Genomic DNA, 22347 nt, shown 5'->3' with positions numbered 1-22347 from the left:
AACTATAACTATTAGAAATCAAACTCATCCTTTAGCTTATACAACAGTCAGGTTTTATTAACTCCTTTTAATCAAGCATGACAAATACCCTTAAAAATTATTCAATTTAGTGAGTTAACCCCAAGAAACTTATTGCCCCGTTAAACGCTTCGCAAATGAAATTGCATAAGCTGTTGAGCGTAATTTAAGTACTTTATCATCACTTGGCATAAAGCCCTTAGACAACAGGTTTGGATCATAATTAGTAAGATCGCAGCCTGACTCACCTGTCGCTTCTATGGTGAGCTTTCCTAAATTAATTGTTTTGCGATCCGCAGGCCAACGAACTGAAGGGTCAGTTAATGCATCACCGGGCTCGGCTAATTGTGCTTGAAAACGATAATGCACCTTCCCTTTTGCTAAATCTTCTTCAAGTCGCTTAGCCAAAAATGATTTAGGGAAGGTTTTCATTTGCTCTTCTGTTAGCACCTGCTCTGGCTCTTCTGGCACCATAGTCCATCTAAAGGCATGCTTCGCACCCTTTGCATCAACCATGTAAAAGGTATGCACACCAAAATAACGTGAAGACACATACGATGCTGGCGGGTTATGGCTTTGCAGCCAATTAAATTGCCCTAAGGTACTCGGGTTTTGCTCTCTGTATGCTTTTACTTTTGCAAAATCGATTTGCCCAGTTTTTTCGTCAGGTACTAATGTACTTAGCAAACCAAAAAACGCTTCTGGGCTGTTCCCTGCAAATACCGGCGTAGTTAGCCCTGCAATATTGTGTACATCACCATTTTCTAGTACAAACTGCACCCCTATTCCGCGTGGAGAACGTGATGTTTCATCAGCATTAGGGTTACCCCCGCCCATAGAAAAGCGAATATTTGCTTTTGACGGTGCGTTAAATAAAGGGCTAATTGAATACTGTTTTGCTGCTTGATTAGGTGTAAATGTGCCGACAGCGCACACCCCTTTGGCGTGACCTTTTCTGATACCGGGCTGCTTACCTGACAGCTTCTCAAATAAATTTATGAAATCTTGCCCATTTACTGGCTCCTCAGCAAAACTTGCTGTTGGTAATACAAGGCACATAGCACAAACTAAAGGCTTAATTTTTAGCATTTATCCATCCTTTAAACTTAGTTCCAACAAAAATGACCAGACAAACTTCAAAATGATTTCATCAAAGCTAAAAAATATTTTTACCAACAAAAACGCTACAAACATTTAATAAACTTAGAATATTTATTTAACTACCATTTTTTTAAAAGCTGCTAACTTTAAATTTAGGATCCTAAAAACTGCTGTGGCGCCCAGCATTTTAAAAATAATCCGTGGTATTAATCACGACTATGGCTAGTCCACTTAATCGTAAATTTTGTGGCTTGGTCAAAAACAACAAGGACCTAATTATGGTGAAACAACATAAAAAAACCACTGCAAACGCTGATGTAGATATGACTCCAATGCTCGATATTGTGTTTATCTTGCTGATATTTTTTATCGTCACAACCTCATTTGTTAAAGAGCGCGCTATTGAAGTAAATCGCCCTTTAGCAAAACCAAGTCTTGAAAACCCTAAAAAACAAGCGCAATTTACTATCACTGAAAACGACAGTATTTATTTTGCAAACCGGCTTATCACACCAGAGCAGATAATCGCTAACCTTGCGTTATTTGCCGCACAGTTTGAAATGACCAATGTGCAAGTAACAGCAAGTGAGCAAAGCAGCCACAAAACCTTAGTCACCTTGCTTGATAAAATAAAACAATATCAAGATGTGCCAATTTCTATAAGCACGTCTTTATAACTAAAAAAGGGCCTAACGGCCCTTTGCAAAGTTAAATAATAAAGGAATCTAAAGGGAGTTTAGAACTTGTACTCTGCACCTACGTAGTAGTACGCACCGTTAAAACCAAATGGTGCTGAACGACGTGAGTAAGTGAATACACCAGGGCTTGAAACAATTGTGTTGCCGCTAGCATCAACAATCGTACCCGAGCGTGAATTACCAATGGTGTTCTTATCTGGGTAAACATCAAATAAGTTATTTGCACCAATGTTAAATGACAGATTTTCGTTAAAGAAGTAGTTAACTTTTACATCAGTTAATATTTCAGCACCGTATGTTTGACGGCCACCATCTTCAACTGTGTATTCGCCGTAACGGTTTAGAGAAAGGTTTACTGTCCAATCTTCTAAACGGTAAAGCGCACTTAAGTTAATGCGATCTTCAGGTTGCCATTCTTCGATAATTGATGTTTCTTGGGCAGAAAACACATCTTCTACTGGAATAGTCTCAAGACCACTGCCTGATGGCGTGAATAAATCAACTACATCTGTTTTAGTGAAGTTAGCAGCAAAGGTGAAATCAAGCGTGCCGCCAAGGCCTTCTGTGTTCCATGTTGCAACTAAATCAACACCTTCTGTTTCTGTGTCGGCACCATTTAAGAAGAACTGACCCGCACCTGCGCCTGAGCTTTCAAGTGCAGCATCTAGCGTATCTGATAAACCTTTACCTAAACGGTTAGAAATAACGATACGGTCGTCGATATCAATCGAATAGTAGTCAATGGTTAAATTGATATTGTCGGTTACGTTATACACAATACCTAAACTACGGTTTTGTGATTTCTCTTCTTTTAACTTAGGAATACCAATTGATTGCGCTAAGGTACTGTCGTTTCTAAACGTACCTACTTGCTCAGCTACTAAGCTGCCATCATCACCTACAACAAACTGTGTACTTACGTTATTAAAGTAAAGCTGTTGCATAGAAGGCGCTCTAAAACCTGTGCTTAGTGCACCACGTAATGACACATCTTCAGTGACAGACCAGTTACCCGCTAACTTAAAGTTAACTGTGTCACCAAAGCCTTTGTAGTTATCGTAACGTACCGCACCTGAAATAATGACATCATCGATAACATAGGTTTCTGCATCCATATAGAATGAAATCACATCGCGCGACTCATCAACTGATGATGCCGGATCTGAACCACCAAAACCTTGCGTGCCACTTGCAGCATCAACACTACCTACCCCGCCATTTAAGCCAGAATAGATGCTCATACCATCAACAGTGTCGTAATCACGGTATGCGTATTCGCTACCTTCAAGAATACGGAACTCATCGGTACGAAGCTCAGCACCTAGTGCTAATGAAAAGTTGTCGTAATCTTTGGTGTAATCAAGGTTTAGAGTTTGCAGTGATAATTCAAGGCCATATGCATATGCTGAACGCGGGATAGTGGCACGAATTTCATCAGCCGTTAAACCTTGGTCATAGCGAAGGTAGTTAGCGTAAGAGCCGTTGATAGTGTCACTTGTGGTGTAATCAATGCTGTTTTCACCGTAGGTGTACGATAAATCAACGCTTGAATCATTATCGAACGACTTTTTATAACCAAAGTTATAAGACACGTCATCAATGACAGTATTAATTTTCGGTAAGAAACCCATAGGAATGGTTGCATCACCATCTTGTAATACAGGGTTACCATTAGCATTAGCGTTGTGACGGAAAAACGCAGCTGATTCGTTTTCACGATTTGAATAAGTGATAAAGCCATATAGCTCACCACCAGCAAGCTCATAGCCAGTATTAACTGTTAGAGCGAATTGTTGTGAATCTGCATCACCAATTCTAAACGTATCACGAGGTGCCGTTAACTCACGAGGGTCGCCTGCTAATAGCGTACCATCATCAAGTTCAGTACAGCCGTAAAATTGACATGAGCCATGAAGGCCTGCACGGTTAGTAGGTGCACGGTCACGGTAGTTAATTGTGGTGTTTAAATAACCTTCGTCACCTAAAGCAAAACCTTTGTTGAAATCAACAGTCACAGTTTCGCCATCACCTTCTGAATACTCACCATAGTTAATCGCCGCTTTACCGCCCTCTTCAGCGTCTTTTAATACGATATTAATAACACCTGCAATGGCATCTGAACCATATTGCGCAGCAGCACCATCACGTAAAACTTCAATACGTTTGATTGCAGCAGCAGGAATAGCATTCATGTCGGTACCCGCCGTACCACGACCTACTGACGTATTAATGTGAATAAGGCTCGCTTGGTGGCGACGTTTACCATTGATAAGAACTAAGGTTTGATCTGGCCCTAAGCCACGTAATGTTGCAGGGCGAAGTGCATCAGTACCATCACTGATAGATGAGCTTGAAAAGTTAAAAGACGGTGCAATAGCCTGAAGCATACGGCCTACTTCTGTTTGACCTGTATTCTCGAGTGCTTCGGCACTTAAAATATCAACCGGAACCGGTAAATCTTCAACCGAGCGTCCTGCTACACGGCTACCGACAACGGCAATTTTTTCGATGTTTTGTTCTGCTGATTGATCTTCTGCTAACGCTTGCGTATTGGCGGCAAGCAGTAATGGCACGACTGCAGCGCTGACCCCTGATACTTTGATCATGTTATTATCTATCCTATCTACTTGTTTGAGTTTTATACTCAGCAAGCCTTGTTGATCAACAACCGCATCGAGCTCAGTGCCTTCTAGCATCGCATTCAGTGCATCAAGTTTAGTGTAAAAACCAAACACAGATTGCGCTTGATATTGCTTTGCTAATTCGAAAGAAAAAATGACTGTTTGTTCAGTTTGCTTTGCAAATTCGATTAACGCCAAATCAGCTCGTTGCGCTTTGATGTCAAATTGCAGCATTTGTTTTTCAGCCGCTATTGCTACTTGGCCTGCTGTGAGGCCATAAATAACAAAAGAGGCAGGTAACAACGGCAATTGCTTACTGCGCAATTTAAACAAACAAGTGAGGAAGAAAAATCCGCTATGTAAATTTAACTTTTTTTTAATTAATTTTTTGTGACGAGAAGGTGGCGCACAATTAACATCATTACATTGGCGTATTCTCATAGATAGAACTAACCTTTTGCAGCGATAGTTAAGCTAACACGATGTTCACCTAAACGTTGATGTTCTACACCTAAGTTGGCTTGTAAAGAATCAAGCAAACCTTTAATGTCGCCTGTTTTAAACACGCCAGCCACTTTTAAAGAGGCAAGTTCTGGGTCATTTAATTCAAAACGTGTGGCAGTATAACGACTCACCTCTTGTAGAGCTTCGCCTAAAGACTCGCCATTAAAAATCAGCATTTCTTGTTGCCATGCCAAATCACGTTGTACGTCATCAACCGATAACTGTTTAATTGGCTCAGTTTTACTTTGTTTTATCAGTGCTTTCTCACCAGATACAACAACATTAGCGCGAAGCGCTTTAATATCTGCACTGTTATCTGAGGCATCTTTTAAACGATTAAAGTCGCTAGCATCAACCTGAGTACTCGGATCAGCAATCATCACCTTGCCTTCAGTCACCACTAGCTCTAAGTCTGAAGCAGTATTTCGCTGAACATTAAACACCGTACCAAGTGCAGTAAATGATTTATCACCAGCAATAACCGTAAACGGACGGCTCGGATCTTTGGCAACATTGAAGCGCCCTTCACCGCGGCTCAAAATCAACTGCCGGCGATCGCCTGAATAGGCAACTTCGAGTTTAGTATTGGTATTAAGCTGAACAATAGTGCTGTCTGGCAGCACAAATTCAGCTTGCTCACCCACTTTGGTTCGGTAAATTTTGCTAAATTTGGCGTAATCGTTTTCTTCACTTTGCCAATAGCTTGAATAAATAAGCATGATAGAACCAAGCAGCATTGCCACTAAAAAGCTGGCAGCGGTTGCCATACCAAACACTGCAGGTTGTTTTTGCGGTGCTTTATAAGGAAACAAACTACTTAACTCATTAAGTACACTCATTTCATCCCATAAGGTCGCAAGTTCAAACAATGCCTCTTGATGAGCCGCACTTTGGTGAGCCCACAAATGTAATTGGCTTACTTCATCTTTAGATAGGCCACGATCAATTGCACTGATCCACTGACTCGCTTGCTCTTGAATCATGTCTTTTGATGAAAATGGATGAACATTACTCATTTGTTCACCTCTTTTGCAGTGAACTCTGTAGTTGGGGTAAATGTCTGTGGTTGTACGTCGTGTGATTTCATTGCTCGGTGAACATGTAATAAGCCTTTGGCTATATGTTTTTCAACAGTACTTTCGCTAAGACTCATTTTAGCTGCAATTTCCTTTTGGCTTAAGCCATAGACTTTTTTTAAGATAAAACATTTTTTAACCTGAGGGCTTAATTCGTTAGTCACTCGGCAAAAAAACAAAAAACGCTCTTTAGAAGTCACTTCATCTTCAAGTGCCATTGAACGCATGTGATGCTCAACCTGCTGTTGTTCATCTAACGATTCTTTGTATTTATTGTCCCATTTAGCAATATGATTTAGCGCCAAATGCTTAGCTGTTTTCAGCATATAACTGTGAGTATATTCGATATTTTGCTTAAGATCAGCTTCATAACTTTTTATAAACGTCTCTTGCACAATATCTTCTACATCATCAGGGCTGACGATACGTGATACAAAGCGCCTAAGCTTGCTCGATATCTCGGTAAAAGCGGTGATAACCCCAGTTCTATCTGTCATCCTTAACTCACCTTTATTATATTTTTATTGCTTTAGGGTACGAGATTTCAGTTTAATTACAAGCCATTTGTTAAGTTTTTGTACCTTAGGTAAACAAAGATTTCATAAACTCATAAAAAACCTCTGTTTTGCGCGTCACTAGGCTGTTTTGTGGTTTTAAAAACCATACTGGCGCGTCAGCATCAACAAGGCTATTAGGGAGTATTTCGATTAACCGCCCTTCGGCTAAATCATCTTTAATTGCAATATAAGATTTAATCGCTATGCCATGGCCTGCAATCGCCGCCTGTGTCATGTTATCTGAGTTAGATACAGTAAAACGCGTTCTCGCATTATAATTAATGACTTGTCCGCCTTCGTTAAATTTAAGCTGTCGCTGCCATGGCAAACACACCCAGTAATGGTCTTTAAGATCAACCACCGACTTAGGTTGCCCATATTTTTCAATATAGCTCGGTGCTGCGCACAAAATACGAGAGTTACTAACAAGCTTACGAGAAAGCAGGTTTGAATCTGCCAACTGACCTACTCGAATAGCCACATCTTGGGCGTCATCAACAATATTCACAAATTGATCTGTAATCATAAAATCGAGTTTTAAGTCGGGAAATTGCTGTTCAAAGTGGCCAAGCTCGGGCATCACAAATTTCGAAAAGACCCAAGGCGGCATAGTGACTCTTAAAAGCCCTGTAACCGCTGAGCCCCGAGCGCCAATTTGATGTTCAGCATCATATAAAGCTTCTAAAATGGCACCAGCTCGTTGATAAAACAGCTCCCCTGCAGGTGATAAGCGTATTCGCCGACTATCACGAAACAACAATACAGTACTTAAGGCTTTCTCTAACTTACTTAAGCGATGACTTACCGTCGCAGGTGAGAGGCCCTGAGCTTTAGCGGCGGCAACTACACCTTGGTTTTCAACTATGGCAATAAAGGTTTCTAAATCACATAAACTGTACATGGCTTTGATTCAACATTTTCGAATTTAGGTTTCAGTTTTGTATTGTATATATAAAAATTTAAAACTCTATACTTGCTACAAATTGTAAAAAATGATTGGAGTATGTATGTCTTTAAAAACCCAAATCGACGCATTTGAAGTGCAAAAGAAAGCCAATGTCCCAGCTGATATCTTAAATTTGATGGATGTCACGACTGAAAAACTGATTGCAGAACAATTAAGTAAACATGCTTTAAAAGTCGGTGATAAGTTTCCAGCATTTGAATTACCCGACAGCAAGGGCAAACAAATCAGCTCGACTGAATTGCTAGCGAAAGGCCCGCTTGTACTGAGTTTTTACCGTGGTGGTTGGTGCCCGTATTGTAATTTAGAGCTTCGCGCGCTTAATAATATGCAACAAGCATTTGCTGATCAAAATGCACTGTTAGTTGCTGTTTCGCCTCAGTTACCTGATGAATCACTGTCTACCCAACAGCAAAACGAGCTGGCTTATACAGTGCTTTCTGATGTGTCTAACTCTTTGGCTAAAAAGTGTGGCTTGGTATTCACCTTAGATGAAAGCTTAATCCCTGTTTACGATCAACTTGGTTTAGATATTCCAAAAGCCAATGGTGACGAAAGCTACGAATTACCACTACCAGCAACCTATGTTATTGATAGACAAGGGGTGATTCAATTTGCATTTGCTCATGAAGATTACACATTAAGAGCAGAGCCTTTAGATGTTCTTAACGCTGTTAAGGCACTAAACCATGTTTAAAAAAGCATTTTTTAGTCTAGTTTTATTAGTAACCATAACTTACTCGGGAGGCACAATGGCAGAGTCTCAACACCAAGCAAAACCAAAAGTAATTGTGTTTGATGTCAACGAAACCTTGCTTGATCTTGAACAAATGCAAAGCTCAGTCGCTAAAGCGCTTGATGGTAATACCCAGCTATTACCGCTTTGGTTTTCGACCATGCTGCATCATTCCTTAGTGAGTACGGTGTCGAGTGACTATCATGACTTTGGTGAAATTGGCGTTGCTGCACTGATGATGGTGGCAAGTAATAATCAAATTTCGTTAACTAAAGAGCAAGCAAAGCAAGCGATTGTGCCACCGCTTTTATCTTTACCTGCCCATACTGATGTTAAACCCGCTTTAGCGAAATTACAGCAAGACTATAAACTAGTCAGCTTTACAAATTCGTCAAATAACGCTGTAAAAGCACAGTTCCAACATGCAGGCTTAACAAATTACTTTACTCACCGTTACAGTGTTGAAGATATTAAAGTGTATAAACCCGATCTGCGCGCTTACAAGTGGTTGCTTGAACAATTAAATGTAGCACCTCACGAAGCCTTGATGGTTGCTGCGCACGGCTGGGATGTAGCAGGCGCTAAAGAAGCGGGTATGCAAACAGCGTTTATCGCAAGGCCCGGTAAAGCCCTTTACCCACTGGCAAAGCAACCAGACTACATCGTTAAAAACCTTGAAGAGTTAGCCTCTTTACTAGCGAAAAAGTAAACTACAGGGTGTACCTTTCTCTTTTTTGGGTATAAACTAAACGCTAAATGAATATGCATAGTGACGTCTTTCATGCTAATAGACTATTTTTTATGCATACCTACTTAACAATTGGACTGTGGAGTAAACATGCGTCTGCCTTTCGCACCTGCCAAATTATCATTATCTGCGTTGTTATTAGTTTCTGCTCCTTTGCTACTGCAAGGTTGTTCTGAAGCGCCACAGCAACAACAGGGTCAAATGCACCCCGCTGCTGTCGCGACTATGACAATGGAAACTCACGATGCACCTTTTACTATTGAGCTGCCAGCGACGCTGTCTGGTTCAAAGGAGGTTGAAGTTCGTGCCCGTGTCACTGGTATTCTTGAATCACGCAACTTTGAAGAAGGTCAGCGTGTAGAACAAGGCCAATCACTGTTTACAATTGACCTTGAACCTTATCAACTCGCAGTTGACCGAGCACAAGCTGCACTTGATGGTGCAAAAGCAGCGCTTGTTCAAGCTGATCGTGACGTTAAACGATTAGCTAAACTACGTGCCGAAAAGTCCGTCTCACAACGTGATTACGATAACGCAAGCTCAGCCAATGATATTGCTAAGACAGATTTAGCCGCTGCAAAAGTTGCGTTAAAAGAAGCACAACTAAATCTTGAATATGCGCAAGTAAAAGCCCCTGTCGCAGGTGTAATGGGACGTGAGTTTGTTTCTGAAGGAACCTATGTTTCTGGTCCAGATTTATTACTGACTCAAATGACTCAGTTTGACCCTATTCGTATTCGCTTTGGCTTATCTGAGCGCGAACAACTACAAATGCGTCAAGATGTTAAAAATGGCTCACTAACATTACCTGAGCAAGGCCACTGGAAAACACAAATTAAACTACAAGATGGTTCGTTATACGGACAAACCGGTGAAGTTAACTTCTCTGATGTACGTATTAATCCAAACACAGGTACCAGTGAGTTTCAGGCAATTATTCCTAACCCTGATTTTCAACTTCGCCCGGGCCAATTCGTTCGCGTTGAGTTAAGTGGTGCAGTACGCAAAAACGCTTTCATTGTTCCGCAACGTGCAGTACTTGATAACGGCACTGGTAAGTTTGTTTATGTAGTAAGTAAAAACGAGCAAGGCATGGATGTCGCTTTACCTGCCCCTGTTACTGTAGGTGAGTGGATCAAAAAACCAGAAAACGAACAATACCAAAACTTTTGGTTAATTCGCAGTGGTTTAAAAGAAGGCGACCAAGTTATTGTTGATGGCATGGCACGTATTTTCTTCCCGGGTATGCCAGTCAATGTTGGCCAACCTGCCGCTAACCCAAGCCACGCAGAATAAGCACAGGGAGTCTTATGTTTTCTCGTTACTTTATAGACAGACCCATTTTTGCGTTTGTTATATCTATTGTTATTGTGCTTGCGGGCCTTGCTGCGATGCGCAGCTTACCTGTTGCGCAATACCCTGAAATAGCACCACCGGTTGTACAAGTAACCGCAGCCTACCCGGGTGCATCTGCCGATGTGCTTGAGCAAACGGTTGCGACACCGATTGAAAATGCCATTACCGGTGTTGAAGGCATGATGTATATGTCTTCAACGTCAACCAGTGCAGGTTCAACCACAATCGAAGTTACTTTTGAAATTGGTACTGATGTTGACCAAGCAGCCGTTAACGTAAACAACCGTGTTAAGCAGGTTGAAGCGCGTTTACCTGAAGAAACGCGTCGCCAGGGTGTGGTAGTTCAAAAAGGTTCTTCTAGCTTTTTACAAGTTCATGCCTTCTACTCACCAGATGGAACACGTTCAAGTTTATGGACATCAAACTATGTCACTATGAACGTGCTAGACCGTGTTAAACGCATTCCTGGCACTACCAGTGTACAAATTTTTGGTGCCAAAGATTACGCAATGCGTATTTGGTTGCGCCCTGATGTAATGAGCCAATTAGGTGTCACTGTTGAAGAAATTGCAGGGGCAATTCGCGTACAAAACTCACAATACGCCGCAGGTAAAATTGGTGCCACACCTACTACACAATCTCCACAAGAGCTCGTTTACAGTGTGACTGCACAAGGGCGTTTGTCTGAGCCTGAGCAATTTGAAAATATCATTATTCGTTCAAACACAGACGGCAGTAGCTTACGCTTAAAAGACGTAGCCCGTGTTGAGCTTGGCTCAAAAGACTATAACTTCAAAGGAACAATCAACGGTAAAGAAGCGGTTCTGTTAGGTATCTTCTTACAGCCGGGTGCTAACGCCCTTGATGTAGCTGAAGAAGTAAACAGTGTTATTGAAGAAATGAAAAGCCAGTTCCCAACCGGACTTGCCCATTTAACTTCTTACGACACAACCCGCTTTGTTGAAGTATCAATCCGTGAAGTTGTAAAAACACTACTTGAAGCCATGGTATTGGTATTCTTAGTGGTGTATTTATTCTTACAAAACTGGCGCGCAACGCTAATACCTACCCTTGCAGTACCAGTGTCACTACTGGGCACATTTGCAGGTATGTATATGCTGGGTTACTCAATTAACTCACTCACCTTATTCGGTATGGTGCTGTCGATTGGTATTGTTGTTGATGATGCCATCGTGGTACTTGAAAACGTTGAGCGTATCATGCACGAAGAAGGCCTAGGTGCTAGAGAAGCAGCTGTTAAAGCGATGGGCGAAGTAAGCGGCCCGGTGGTGGCAATTGTTTTAGTACTTTGTTCAGTGTTTGTGCCAATTGCGTTTTTAGGTGGCTTAACCGGTGAGCTATTCCGCCAGTTCGCTATTACTATTTCGATTGCTGTAAGTTTATCGGGTGTCGTTGCTTTAACGATGACACCAGCGCTTTGTGTGCTTATTTTAAAACAAGAACACAAACAAACTGCCCGCTTCTTCTTATGGTTTAACGACATGTTTACCAAGATCACTGGCCGTTATGTCGGTGCTGTTGGCTTTATGGTGCGCCGTGGTCTGTTAGGGCTGATCTTAATGACAGGTATGATTGCAGCAACGATTGGTCTTTGGCAAAACACCCCAGGTTCGCTTGTGCCAGATGAAGACCAAGGTTATTACATATCTGCAATCTTCTTACCTGACGGTTCATCACTTGAACGCACAGAGCAAGTCACACAACAGGTCGTTGAGGCCGTGCAATCAAACCCAGCGAACGAAAACGTGGTGGCATTTACCGGTTTTGACTTTATTGGCGGTGGCTACAAAAACAGCGCTGCAACCTTATTCGTGACTCAAAAGCACTGGGATGAGCGTGAAGTTGATACCAAGGCACTGGTGCAAGAGCTCTTCATGAAAACAGCAGGTATTAAAGAGGCGCTCGTTCTTGCCTTTAACCCTCCGGCTATTTTTGGTTTAGGTAACACAGGTGGTTTTGAGTTTTACATTCAAAACAAAGGTGATAGCGATCCAGACAAACTACAACATGCAATGCAGTTGATGACAGCTGAAGCACAAAAGAGCCCTATCATCAGTGATCTGCAAACACTTTGGCGCCCTGATGCACCACAGCTACGTGTTGATGTTGACCGTGAACAAGCGCGTGCTATGGGTGTAGAGATTGATGATGCGTTCACTGCCCTTGCAGGTAACTTAGGAACTTATTACGTTAACGACTTCAATAAATTTGGTCGCGCATGGCAAGTACTAATGTCTGCAGACGCTGAGTTTAGAATGAAGCCTGACGACATTGGTCGTATCTATGTTAAAAACAACCAAGGTACTATGGTGCCGCTTTCAGCCTTTACCACTATCGAGTATAGCCGTGGCCCTGAAAACCTAAATCGTTATAACAACTTACCTGCTGTTAAACTGATGGGTAATGCAGCTCCTGGTTACAGCTCAGGTCAAGCTATTGCTGAAGTTGAACGTATTGCACAAGCAGTATTGCCACCTAATATGACCTACGAGTGGACTGGCTCTGCATTCCAAGAGAAACGCAGTTCAGGCACCACAGGAATTGCCTTAGGCCTTGCTGTGTTCATGGTATTTTTGATTCTAGCAGCGCTATATGAGCGTTGGTCACTACCACTGTCTGTGATGCTTGCCCTGCCATTTGGTACCTTTGGTGCGCTTATAGCAGTTTGGGTTGTTGGCATGACAAACGATGTGTACTTCCAAATTGGTCTAGTAACACTACTTGGTCTTGCCAGTAAGAACGCGATTCTTATTGTTGAATACGCCTTGATGAAACATCAACAAGGCTGGAGCGCAAGTACGGCTGCTCTTGAGGCTGCACGTTTACGTTTTCGACCAATCATTATGACTTCGCTTGCTTTCATTTTAGGCGTTGTGCCTTTAGTACTTAGCTCTGGCGCAGGTGCAGGTGCCCGCCACAGCGTTGGTACCGGTGTAATGGGCGGTATGATGGCAGCGACATTCCTTGCAGTATTCTTTGTGCCGCTGTTCTTTTATTGGTTAACGGCGCGAAAATTAACTGAAAAACGATCAAGACAAGAGCTTGCTGATGAGATAGCAGAACATCATCAACAAGAACATGTTAAAACCCAAGAGGGTAACCTGTAAAAAATGAAGGGCAAACAATGAGTTTGCCCTTTTTTTTGATTATTTGATTACTAGCAATTTACTGCTTCGAACGCTAGTATTAAGGAAAGATGTGTGGAGTACAGCATGAATAATCAAAAATTAGCCGAATTTGAACAGTTTTTTCAAATCAACGAGAGCAACCGTGTCAATTTATATGCGGTTGAACCTAGTGCTGTGCCAAAAACCAATGCTGAGCTCGAAGCGGATATCCCTGCCCTATTTAAACTTGCCAACGAAGTAAACGAACTTGAGCAAACAAGCTTACGACCACTGCGTAATCTGGGTGATGTTGCACAAGAACTCGCGGCCTTTTTACAGGCACAATCTCGTAAAATTGATTTAATCATGAGTCACATCTTAGCCTCAGAGCAGCCTGACGATAACGCAAACTATTGCGATAGTTATGGCGGTGGTGGTGTAAAACTTACCTCAGCTGATGTGTATGAATTAGGGCAAACATTTCATACTAAGTTGTTCTTGCAGCACGAAGCATCTGCCATTTATTGCTATACCGAATTAGTCGCCATTGAAAAATGCGATGATGATAAATACCAATACACATTATTGTTTACTGCCATTCGCGATGCTGACCAAGATTTAGTCGTAAGAGCAGCCCTGCACGCACAAACACGCCAACTTAAAAAACGTCAGCAAGAAAACAATCAGCAAGACAGTTAAAAATCACGCTTTATCGCGCACAAAAAGCTGACATCTATGGCTAAAATGCTAAACTAGCCCCACCTTAGTTTGTTTAATACCTTCATGAAATTTAGACTTTTACCTGAATGGGCTGAGCAAGATGCCGTTATGCTCACTTGGCCTCATCAAGACACAGATTGGGCTGCAAATTTAACCGCTGTTGAGCCTGTGTATGTAGCACTTTGCCAAGCAATAAGCCAACAACAAGATGTTGTGATTGTGGCCCATGATAATGCTCTCAAAGCACATATTGCAGCTTTACTTGCAAATGCAGAGGTTGATGCTAATCGCATTCACTTTGTGGTTACACCGTGTAACGATACCTGGGCACGTGACCATGGCCCATTGACCTGTGCAAATATTGATGACGCAACTCAATTAAAAGTAATGGATTTTATTTTTAATGGTTGGGGCAATAAGTTTGCAAGTGATCTTGATAACCAAATTAATCAAGTACTTGTAAAGCAAGTCGCATGTCCTAAAAATGGTTATCAGCAAAGTGAACTGGTTCTTGAAGGCGGTGGCGTCGAGATCAATGAACACGGCGTGCTACTCACAACCAGCGAGTGCTTATTAAACCCAAATCGTAACCCAGAACTCACAAAAGCAGATATAGAACAAACGCTGGTCGAGCAACTGGGTGCTACGTCGTTTCTTTGGGTTGATCACGGTTATCTTGCAGGTGATGATACCGACAGCCATATTGATACGCTGGTACGTTTTGCACCAAACAACACCCTTGTTTATGTTAAGTGCGACGATAAAAATGATGAGCACTTTGCAGCCCTTGATGCAATGGAAAAGCAACTGCAATCATTTAAAACAGCAGAGGGTGAAAACTACACGCTGATTGCCTTACCTTGGCCAAAAGCGGTTTTCGATGAAGATGGTGACAGATTACCTGCCACATACGCTAATTATTTAATTATCAATAAAACCGTTTTAGTACCAATTTATGGTGATGAAAACGATCAACTGGCGCTTGGTCAGGTTGCCAAAGCATACCCAAATCACACTGTGGTGGGTATTAATTGTGTGCCAATTATTCACCAATTTGGCAGCTTACACTGTATTACAATGCAATTACCGCGCGGCTTTTTAGCAGGAACAAACAATGACTAAACCAACGCATTTAAAGGTTGCTCTTGTTCAGCAATCAAACACCGATAATGCTCAAGACAATATGGCAAAATCAATTGCCGGTATTCGTGATGCAGCAAGCCAAGGCGCTAAGCTTATTGTTCTTCAAGAGCTACACCGTAGCTTGTATTTTTGCCAAACCGAAGATGTAGACGTTTTTGATTTAGCAGAAACAATCCCGGGCCCAAGTACAGACGCCTTAGGTGCACTTGCCAAAGAACTCAATGTGGTGATCGTGTCATCATTATTCGAAAAGCGCGCTACGGGTCTTTATCACAATACTGCTGTGGTACTTGAAACTGACGGCAGCATTGCCGGTAAATACCGTAAAATGCATATTCCTGATGACCCAGGTTTTTACGAGAAGTTTTATTTTACACCGGGTGATTTAGGTTTTGAGCCTATTCAAACCTCTGTTGGTAAACTAGGCGTATTAGTGTGTTGGGATCAATGGTTCCCAGAGGCTGCACGCTTAATGGCAATGGCCGGTGCTGAAATTTTAATTTACCCAACAGCCATTGGCTGGGACCCGCGTGATGAAAAAGACGAGCAAACACGTCAAAAAGACGCCTGGGTTATTTCACAACGTGCTCATGCAGTTGCCAACGGCGTGCCTGTGATCAGTTGTAACCGTGTTGGCCACGAAAGTGATCCAAGTGGTCAAAGTGAAGGTATTCAGTTCTGGGGTAACTCGTTTATCGCGGGCCCTCAAGGTGAAATTTTAGCCGAAGCAAACAACAGCGATGAGCAATTATTAGTTGTTGAATTAGACCAAGCGCGTAGTGAAAACATACGTCGAATTTGGCCTTACCTTCGTGATCGTCGCATCGATCACTATCAGGACTTAACCAAGATTTATCGAGACTAAGCAGTAAAAACAGTTTAAAGGAGTAGTAAATGGCGTTTGCGCAATGGGCAGCATTGCCTTGGGTAAAATCTGAAAAAGATAAAATTCAATGGGGACAACTTACCGGTAGCGGGCTTAGCATCGCTATCGCAGAAGGTGTAAAGCAACACAACGAGCTGGTTGTGATTGTCACCCCAGATACACCAAGCGCCCTACGCCTTGAAACTGAACTCGAATTTCTGTTGCCTGAAAACCCAGTCATGGTCTTCCCTGACTGGGAAACACTCCCTTACGATCATTTTTCGCCACATCAAGATATTATTTCAGCGCGCTTAGCCACGTTAAATACCTTAAAAAAAGAACAACAAAGCGTATTAATCGTGCCAGTTTCGACCTTGATGCTGCGTACTGCCCCTGCTTCGTTTATTTATGGTTCAACCCTTAACTTTAAAGTGGGCGATACCTTAGATACACACACACTACGTGAAAACTTAGAACAAGCAGGCTATTTACACGTACAACAAGTGATGGAGCATGGTGAATACGCGATTCGCGGCTCTATCGTTGACTTATACCCTATGGGTAGTCCTCACCCATTTCGTTTAGACTTTTTTGATGATGAGCTAGACAGCATTCGTTTATTTGATGTTGAAAGCCAACGCTCTGATGAAAAAGTCGACAAAATTGAGTTACTGCCAGCTCACGAGTTTCCAACTAACGACTCAGACATCGAGCGTTTTCGTATCAATTATCGTGAACAATTTGGCGCAAGCTCTGAGCAAGACTCAATTTATATGCAGGTGACTAAAGGAACTTGGCCTGCGGGTATCGAATATTACATGCCACTGTTTTTTGATGAATTGGCAACTATCTTCGATTACTTACCAAGTAATACAACGTTTATGCATTTTGGTGATATCGAGCATGCTGCTGATCAGTTTTGGCATGATGTGAATGTACGCTATGAAAACCGTCGTGTTGATCCGCTCAGACCTTTACTTGAACCTGTAAAGCTGTATCAAAGCGTTAATGAACTATTTGGTGAGTTTGGTAAGTACGCGCGCATTCGTTTATCGCAAGCAAAATTAGGCACTAAAGCGGGTCACACCAACCTTGCTAGTAAAGAGCTGCCAAATGTTCGTATTGATCATAAGTTACATGAACCTTACCAAGGTTTAATTGACTATGTTGCCAGTGAGAAAAAACAAAAAGGCCGCGTGCTGCTCTCGGTTGAATCGGATGGCCGCCGCGAATCATTACTCACCTTATTAAAGCCAAGTGGTTTAAAGCTTAAAGAATTTGAATCGTTTAGCGATTTTACCAATAGTTCCAGTGATGTTGGCCTAATTGTTTCGCCACTTGAGCAAAGTGTGGTGTTAGACGGTAAGCCGCGTTTAACTATTATCACAGAGCAAGAATTACTAGGCATTAAGGTCTCGCAACGTCGACGCCGTAAACACAAATACGAAGCCAGCCAAGATGCACTTATTCGTAACCTTGCTGAGCTACGTGAAGGTCAACCTATTGTGCACCTTGATCATGGTGTAGGACGCTATCAAGGCCTTGAAACCATTGATGCTGCCGGTGTTATCACTGAGTTTGTTACGATCATCTACGCCAACGAGGCAAAGCTATACGTGCCCGTTTCAGCGTTACATATGCTGAGCCGCTATTCAGGTGGCGAAGAAGCCTCTGCCCCGCTTCATAAGTTAGGCTCTGATGCATGGGAAAAAGCAAAAAAACGCGCCGCCGAAAAAGTTCGTGATGTGGCTGCTGAACTCTTAGATATTTACGCTAAACGGCAAGCAAAGCCTGGCAATAAATTTAAGCTTGATGGCAGTGCTTATCGTCAGTTTAGCGACAGCTTCCCATTTGAAGAAACTGACGATCAACGCAACGCCATTGAGTCTGTGCTCGGTGATATGCAAAGTAAGCAAGCGATGGATCGTTTAGTATGTGGTGACGTTGGCTTTGGTAAAACCGAAGTTGCAATGCGCGCAGCCTTTGTGGCCGTGAATGATAACAAGCAAGTTGCGGTACTTGTACCAACCACACTACTTGCACAGCAACATTATGAAAACTTTAAAGACCGCTTTGCCGATTTACCAATTGAGGTGGGTGTTTTATCGCGCTTTAACTCAACCAAAGAGCAAAAAGACACCCTAGATAAAATGGCTGAGGGTAAATTAGATATCGTAATTGGTACTCACAAGCTTATTCAACAAGATATTCAATTTAAAGATTTGGGCTTATTGATTGTTGACGAAGAGCACCGTTTTGGGGTGCGTCAAAAAGAAAAAATTAAAGCATTACGTGCAGATGTCGATATTTTAACGCTCACAGCGACCCCTATCCCACGTACATTAAACATGGCGATGAGTGGTATGCGTGACTTATCAATCATAGCTACACCGCCTGCGAAACGTTTAGCGGTTAAAACCTTTGTAAGACAAAGAGATGCTGAACTTATTCGCGAAGCAATTCTGCGCGAGATTAAACGCGGTGGTCAGGTGTATTTCTTACACAATAATGTTGAGACCATAGACCGAGTTGCTGAAGAAATTAGCGAATGGGTACCTGAAGCCAGCGTAACAACCGCACATGGTCAAATGCGAGAACGCGAGCTTGAACAAATCATGAGTGATTTTTATCACCAAAAATATAACGTAATTGTGTGTACCACTATTATCGAAACCGGTATCGATGTACCCACTGCCAACACCATTATTATGGATAGAGCAGATAAGCTGGGTCTGGCACAACTGCATCAGTTACGTGGTCGTGTTGGCCGCAGCCATCACCAAGCGTATGCATACCTACTGACTGGTAACCCTAAATCACTGAGTAAAGATGCGGTTAAACGATTAGAAGCGATAGAGTCACTTGAAGACTTGGGTGCAGGTTTTGCGCTTGCAACTCATGATTTAGAAATTCGTGGTGCCGGTGAGCTGCTTGGTGATGATCAATCGGGTCAAATGCAAACAATTGGTTTTAGTTTATATATGGAAATGCTTGAACAAGCGGTTAACTCCCTCAAAGAAGGTAAAGAGCCTACCCTTGAGAACTTATTAGGTCAGCAAACTGAGGTTGACTTAAAGCTGCCAGCGTTATTGCCTGATGATTATATTCATGATGTAAATGCTCGTTTAGGTATCTATAAACGTATTGCAAGCTGTGCTAACCTCAATGATATGGACGAGTTACAGGTAGAGCTGATTGACCGTTTTGGTCTACTACCTGACGCCACAAAAAACTTATTCAGTTTGCAACAATTAAAACTGCAAGCAAGTAATATTGGCATTAAAAAGATTGAAGCAAACCCGAAAGGCGGTTATTTTGAGTTTAGCCAGCATACAAAGGTTAACCCTAGCTTCATTATAGGTTTGATACAAAGTGCACCGCAGGTGTATAAAATGGATGGCGCAAACAAACTGCGCTTTGCAATTAGCGAAGCCAACGCTCGCGAACGCTTAAAAATGGTCACTGCAATGATTGCAGATTTCGAAAAAAAGGTTAGCCATTAATGTTGTTTAGAAATAGTTTACTACTGCTTTGTTGCTTATTTACAAGCTCGTCATTTGCAGCACGTTGGTTCGAAATAGAAGTTCTTATTTATAAACAGCGCCCGGCTCCTTATTTACAGGAAGATTTCAGTTTAAAACACGATGAAATCAAGGATAAGCGTAGCAAAGATTTATTATCTCCTGCATACACAGAGCAAGCAAAACAGGCTTGTATTGAAGGCGATAGCCGCTTTCGCTCAGATTCGTTCACTGATTCTTTAGTCAATACCAACCCTCACTCAAACGTATGTGATGACAGTGTTGATTTTTTAGCAAGCTATAATCAACTGCCTGTGACACCCGTTGTTGAGCCCCGTGAAGACACTGACGAAATTTATTTAATGGCGCCAGAACATTTACAGTTTGTTGAACAAAAAAATCAGCTTGATAGAAAAGGCTTAACCCCTATTTTGCACACCGGCTGGCGTTTTCCTGAAATGAGTGAAAGAAGAGCACCGAGTATCCGCCTCTTTGCCGGCGAGCACTTAGCAAAACACGCAAGTCCTGTAAAAGAAAACAACGATTTTATTAGTTTAGTCGGCCCTACTGAGCGCTACATTCCCGATCAGCTGCAAAATGTGCCTGAGTGGGAATTAGACGGTTTAATGAAGATTTATGTTCGTCACTACCTGTTTATAAACGCAGATTTTGATATTAGTCAGCGCTTAGAAACTGGTGATTACGAAAAAGCACGTTTTTCACAATTCAAACGTGTGATCAGTAACGAGATACATTATTTTGATCACCCACGTATGGGGATGATCGTGCAAATAAGACGCTACAACCATTAATGGATACAATTATGAAAAAATATATGGCAATTGCAGCAGCGGCTGCGGCACTTACTTTAGCTGGTTGCTCAAAAGTAAATTTAGAGAACTACGAAAAAATTGAAATTGGTATGGATAAAACTGAAGTTGAAGCTATTTTAGGTTCAGCGGATAAGTGTGAAGAAAAGACACTACACACTAACTGTATCTGGGGTAACAAAGATAAAAACATCGAAATCACATTAGTATCAGACAAAGTGTCGCTTTACAGCAAAACAGGTTTAGACGCTAAATAAACCGAAATGGGTGGCCAAGGCCACCCTTTCATCTTTCATCTTTCATCTTTCATCTTTCATCTTTCAAAATGTCAGTTTGCGAGTAAATACGCTCAATATTGACAATTTTGCTGCGATTTAACGTAATCTTGTAGCGCTGATACAAAGTTTCATCTTCGCTTTGTGTAAACACTAATACCACATTTAACTGATAACGCCTCTCTACGGCTTTCTTAGAGATTTTATTGCTATCTAGATGATAGAGCTTACCTTCACCCCGCTTTAAATAGCGAGCAAACGGTGCCAAGCTAAATTGCATGGTTTGTTGCAAGGTATCGTAGCCAGGTAAAAACTCTTTCGCGTTAACTTGTGTTTCGCTTGCAAAATGCAGCCACTGAGCAGCCTGTTTATTTTGATGGCGGCGCTTTGAAAAAATTCTTCTTACCGCTTTAGGCAGGCGTTTAAAACTGGTGTATTCAAGCCAAATGTATTGGCTGGCAATTTTGTCTTTGGTTATGCTGTTTTTAAATTGAAAGCGCCATTTAGGTCGCCCTCGTACGATAGCTCGCCAGATCACCCGTGTTATGTCTTCTTTAAATATTTCACGAAGACCATAAATAACACCCAAGATCAAAATCAACGTCGCTGTTACTTCGGTAAAGTTTGAGCGAGCATTTAACACAACCAACATCACAAAGGCCATGATCACAGCGGTCACCGTGCCCTTTACCATACGTTTTAAATAACTGTTTAAGTGACGCGTGCTACGTGTAAGCACCACTCCATGCTCAATCAAACGTTGTAATAGGCGCATTTTGTTGGTGATACGGTTGGCATCTTCAAGTGTTGATTGCGAATTATATTCTTGCTCTTCACGGTAACTGTTTTCAGCTTTACAAAACTCTAATAGCTCACTGCGCTCTTTTGCAAAATCACTACTGCGCGGCCCTTCATCCAGTAGTTTCAAAAATGACTGCTCTACATGCCAGCTTAAGTAGTTATCAGCGTTTTTATAAAATGGCAGTAGCTTTTCATCATCTGGGGTGTAGCGTCTTAGTTTTTTCAACAAGCCTTTGGTTTGCTCGCACAACTCAATGGCTGCAGGGTAAAACTCATCGGCTTCTTGGTGTTTTAGGGTGTCTTTAATATCGGCATTCAGCGCGAGTCGAACTTGATAACAATATAAGTTTAAGTTTTGCCGATAATCTTGCTGTTCACCTTTGTTTTTACTAACAAAGCGGCTTCTAACTAAGGGTAAGTGAATGTTGTTAGCGTTATACGCAAGGTGCGATTTAAAGTTATTATTAAAGAATGATTCTTCGCTCAGTGTTTGTGGGTTAACACTCATTTCATTCGGAATGGAGAAATACAGGTCGAGTCGTTGCTCTGTGCGTGGTTTAAGCTCAGGCTCAATAATAAAAGATAAGTTTTCGTCTTGTTTAAGCAATATCACCTCGTTTGTTAAAAGTACCTCTATAGTTTACGCGTTGATAGGCTTTCAGACAATAAAAAAGGCCCAGTAAAA

The 22347-nt window shown here is 41.9% G+C and carries 17 protein-coding genes; 11 read left to right on the top strand and 6 right to left on the bottom strand.

The window, feature by feature from the left end; translation table 11 throughout:
* Positions 1 to 129: 129 nt before the first annotated feature.
* Positions 130 to 1107, bottom strand: coding sequence for a catalase family peroxidase (locus J8Z28_RS08295; RefSeq protein WP_250660291.1), 978 nt, complete (start codon positions 1105 to 1107; stop codon positions 130 to 132).
* Positions 1108 to 1397: 290 nt separating this feature from the next.
* Here J8Z28_RS08295 and J8Z28_RS08290 point away from each other — a divergent pair, with 290 nt between their 5' ends.
* Positions 1398 to 1796: an ExbD/TolR family protein gene (locus tag J8Z28_RS08290; RefSeq protein ID WP_055021032.1), complete on the top strand. Its 399-nt coding sequence runs from the start codon at positions 1398 to 1400 to the stop codon at positions 1794 to 1796.
* 59 nt (positions 1797 to 1855) lie between these two features.
* Here the strand turns inward: J8Z28_RS08290 and J8Z28_RS08285 are convergent, their stop codons facing one another.
* From J8Z28_RS08285 to J8Z28_RS08270, 4 genes are all read right to left on the bottom strand, one after another.
* A complete protein-coding gene (locus tag J8Z28_RS08285) occupies positions 1856 to 4762 on the bottom strand; it encodes a TonB-dependent receptor plug domain-containing protein (RefSeq protein WP_502934616.1) in 2907 nt (968 codons plus the stop codon).
* A 125-nt stretch (positions 4763 to 4887) separates the two neighbouring features.
* Positions 4888 to 5958: a FecR family protein gene (locus J8Z28_RS08280; RefSeq protein WP_062565237.1), complete on the bottom strand. Its 1071-nt coding sequence runs from the start codon at positions 5956 to 5958 to the stop codon at positions 4888 to 4890.
* Positions 5955 to 6515 carry an RNA polymerase sigma factor gene (locus J8Z28_RS08275; protein WP_250660289.1) on the bottom strand — a complete coding sequence of 187 codons (561 nt, stop codon included), beginning with the start codon at positions 6513 to 6515 and terminating at the stop codon, positions 5955 to 5957. Before J8Z28_RS08275 ends, J8Z28_RS08280 begins: the two co-directional genes overlap by 4 nt.
* Positions 6516 to 6600: 85 nt before the next feature.
* Positions 6601 to 7476 carry a LysR family transcriptional regulator gene (locus tag J8Z28_RS08270; protein WP_250660288.1) on the bottom strand — a complete coding sequence of 292 codons (876 nt, stop codon included), beginning with the start codon at positions 7474 to 7476 and terminating at the stop codon, positions 6601 to 6603.
* Between the two features lie 106 nt (positions 7477 to 7582).
* On the opposite strand from J8Z28_RS08270, the gene J8Z28_RS08265 reads away from it, so the two are divergent.
* The 10 genes from J8Z28_RS08265 to J8Z28_RS08220 all read left to right on the top strand — a co-directional run bounded on the left by J8Z28_RS08265 (position 7583) and on the right by J8Z28_RS08220 (position 20843).
* Positions 7583 to 8236: a peroxiredoxin-like family protein gene (locus tag J8Z28_RS08265; protein WP_250660287.1), complete on the top strand. Its 654-nt coding sequence runs from the start codon at positions 7583 to 7585 to the stop codon at positions 8234 to 8236.
* Positions 8237 to 8291: 55 nt separating this feature from the next.
* Positions 8292 to 8984 (top strand): haloacid dehalogenase type II, encoded by a 693-nt coding sequence (locus J8Z28_RS08260; RefSeq protein WP_250660286.1) that lies wholly within the window; start codon positions 8292 to 8294, stop codon positions 8982 to 8984.
* Positions 8985 to 9113: 129 nt separating this feature from the next.
* Entirely contained in the window at positions 9114 to 10319 is a 1206-nt protein-coding gene (locus J8Z28_RS08255) for an efflux RND transporter periplasmic adaptor subunit (protein ID WP_054561341.1), read from the top strand.
* Between the two features lie 14 nt (positions 10320 to 10333).
* Positions 10334 to 13507 carry an efflux RND transporter permease subunit gene (locus tag J8Z28_RS08250; protein ID WP_250660285.1) on the top strand — a complete coding sequence of 1058 codons (3174 nt, stop codon included), beginning with the start codon at positions 10334 to 10336 and terminating at the stop codon, positions 13505 to 13507.
* Between the two features lie 105 nt (positions 13508 to 13612).
* Complete coding sequence (locus J8Z28_RS08245; RefSeq protein ID WP_250660284.1) at positions 13613 to 14206, top strand: PilZ domain-containing protein; 594 nt, start codon at positions 13613 to 13615, stop codon at positions 14204 to 14206.
* 84 nt (positions 14207 to 14290) lie between these two features.
* Positions 14291 to 15349: an agmatine deiminase family protein gene (locus tag J8Z28_RS08240; RefSeq protein ID WP_250660283.1), complete on the top strand. Its 1059-nt coding sequence runs from the start codon at positions 14291 to 14293 to the stop codon at positions 15347 to 15349.
* Positions 15342 to 16235, top strand: a complete 894-nt coding sequence (locus J8Z28_RS08235) for a carbon-nitrogen hydrolase (protein ID WP_055198676.1) — start codon at positions 15342 to 15344, stop codon at positions 16233 to 16235. Before J8Z28_RS08240 ends, J8Z28_RS08235 begins: the two co-directional genes overlap by 8 nt.
* 29 nt (positions 16236 to 16264) lie before the next feature.
* Complete coding sequence (mfd, locus tag J8Z28_RS08230; RefSeq protein WP_239963735.1) at positions 16265 to 19738, top strand: transcription-repair coupling factor; 3474 nt, start codon at positions 16265 to 16267, stop codon at positions 19736 to 19738.
* Entirely contained in the window at positions 19738 to 20568 is an 831-nt protein-coding gene (locus J8Z28_RS08225; RefSeq protein WP_250660282.1) for a peptidoglycan binding protein CsiV, read from the top strand. Before mfd ends, J8Z28_RS08225 begins: the two co-directional genes overlap by 1 nt.
* Before the next feature lie 11 nt (positions 20569 to 20579).
* Complete coding sequence (locus tag J8Z28_RS08220; protein ID WP_055198739.1) at positions 20580 to 20843, top strand: hypothetical protein; 264 nt, start codon at positions 20580 to 20582, stop codon at positions 20841 to 20843.
* Between the two features lie 49 nt (positions 20844 to 20892).
* Here J8Z28_RS08220 and J8Z28_RS08215 read toward each other — a convergent pair whose 3' ends face one another.
* Positions 20893 to 22269 carry a hypothetical protein gene (locus tag J8Z28_RS08215; protein ID WP_054561335.1) on the bottom strand — a complete coding sequence of 459 codons (1377 nt, stop codon included), beginning with the start codon at positions 22267 to 22269 and terminating at the stop codon, positions 20893 to 20895.
* Between the last annotated feature and the right edge of the window lie 78 nt (positions 22270 to 22347).

The organism is Pseudoalteromonas sp. SCSIO 43088 (genome assembly GCF_023650795.1).
Classification (GTDB): Bacteria; Pseudomonadota; Gammaproteobacteria; order Enterobacterales; family Alteromonadaceae; genus Pseudoalteromonas; species Pseudoalteromonas shioyasakiensis.
This window is presented reverse-complemented; position numbering and strand designations above follow the sequence as displayed.

Bases quoted from the DNA above. Each gene is read 5' to 3' on its own strand.
- J8Z28_RS08225 (WP_250660282.1), top strand. From the start codon at position 19,738: ATGTTGTTTAGAAATAGTTTACTACTGCTTTGTTGCTTATTTACAAGC.
- J8Z28_RS08260 (WP_250660286.1), top strand. From the start codon at position 8,292: ATGGCAGAGTCTCAACACCAAGCAAAACCAAAAGTAATTGTGTTTGAT.
- J8Z28_RS08245 (WP_250660284.1), top strand. From the start codon at position 13,613: ATGAATAATCAAAAATTAGCCGAATTTGAACAGTTTTTTCAAATCAAC.
- mfd (WP_239963735.1), top strand. From the start codon at position 16,265: ATGGCGTTTGCGCAATGGGCAGCATTGCCTTGGGTAAAATCTGAAAAA.
- J8Z28_RS08270 (WP_250660288.1), bottom strand. From the start codon at position 7,476: ATGTACAGTTTATGTGATTTAGAAACCTTTATTGCCATAGTTGAAAAC.
- J8Z28_RS08275 (WP_250660289.1), bottom strand. From the start codon at position 6,515: ATGACAGATAGAACTGGGGTTATCACCGCTTTTACCGAGATATCGAGC.
- J8Z28_RS08255 (WP_054561341.1), top strand. From the start codon at position 9,114: ATGCGTCTGCCTTTCGCACCTGCCAAATTATCATTATCTGCGTTGTTA.
- J8Z28_RS08280 (WP_062565237.1), bottom strand. From the start codon at position 5,958: ATGAGTAATGTTCATCCATTTTCATCAAAAGACATGATTCAAGAGCAA.
- J8Z28_RS08290 (WP_055021032.1), top strand. From the start codon at position 1,398: ATGGTGAAACAACATAAAAAAACCACTGCAAACGCTGATGTAGATATG.
- J8Z28_RS08235 (WP_055198676.1), top strand. From the start codon at position 15,342: ATGACTAAACCAACGCATTTAAAGGTTGCTCTTGTTCAGCAATCAAAC.
- J8Z28_RS08295 (WP_250660291.1), bottom strand. From the start codon at position 1,107: ATGCTAAAAATTAAGCCTTTAGTTTGTGCTATGTGCCTTGTATTACCA.
- J8Z28_RS08240 (WP_250660283.1), top strand. From the start codon at position 14,291: ATGAAATTTAGACTTTTACCTGAATGGGCTGAGCAAGATGCCGTTATG.
- J8Z28_RS08220 (WP_055198739.1), top strand. From the start codon at position 20,580: ATGAAAAAATATATGGCAATTGCAGCAGCGGCTGCGGCACTTACTTTA.
- J8Z28_RS08250 (WP_250660285.1), top strand. From the start codon at position 10,334: ATGTTTTCTCGTTACTTTATAGACAGACCCATTTTTGCGTTTGTTATA.
- J8Z28_RS08265 (WP_250660287.1), top strand. From the start codon at position 7,583: ATGTCTTTAAAAACCCAAATCGACGCATTTGAAGTGCAAAAGAAAGCC.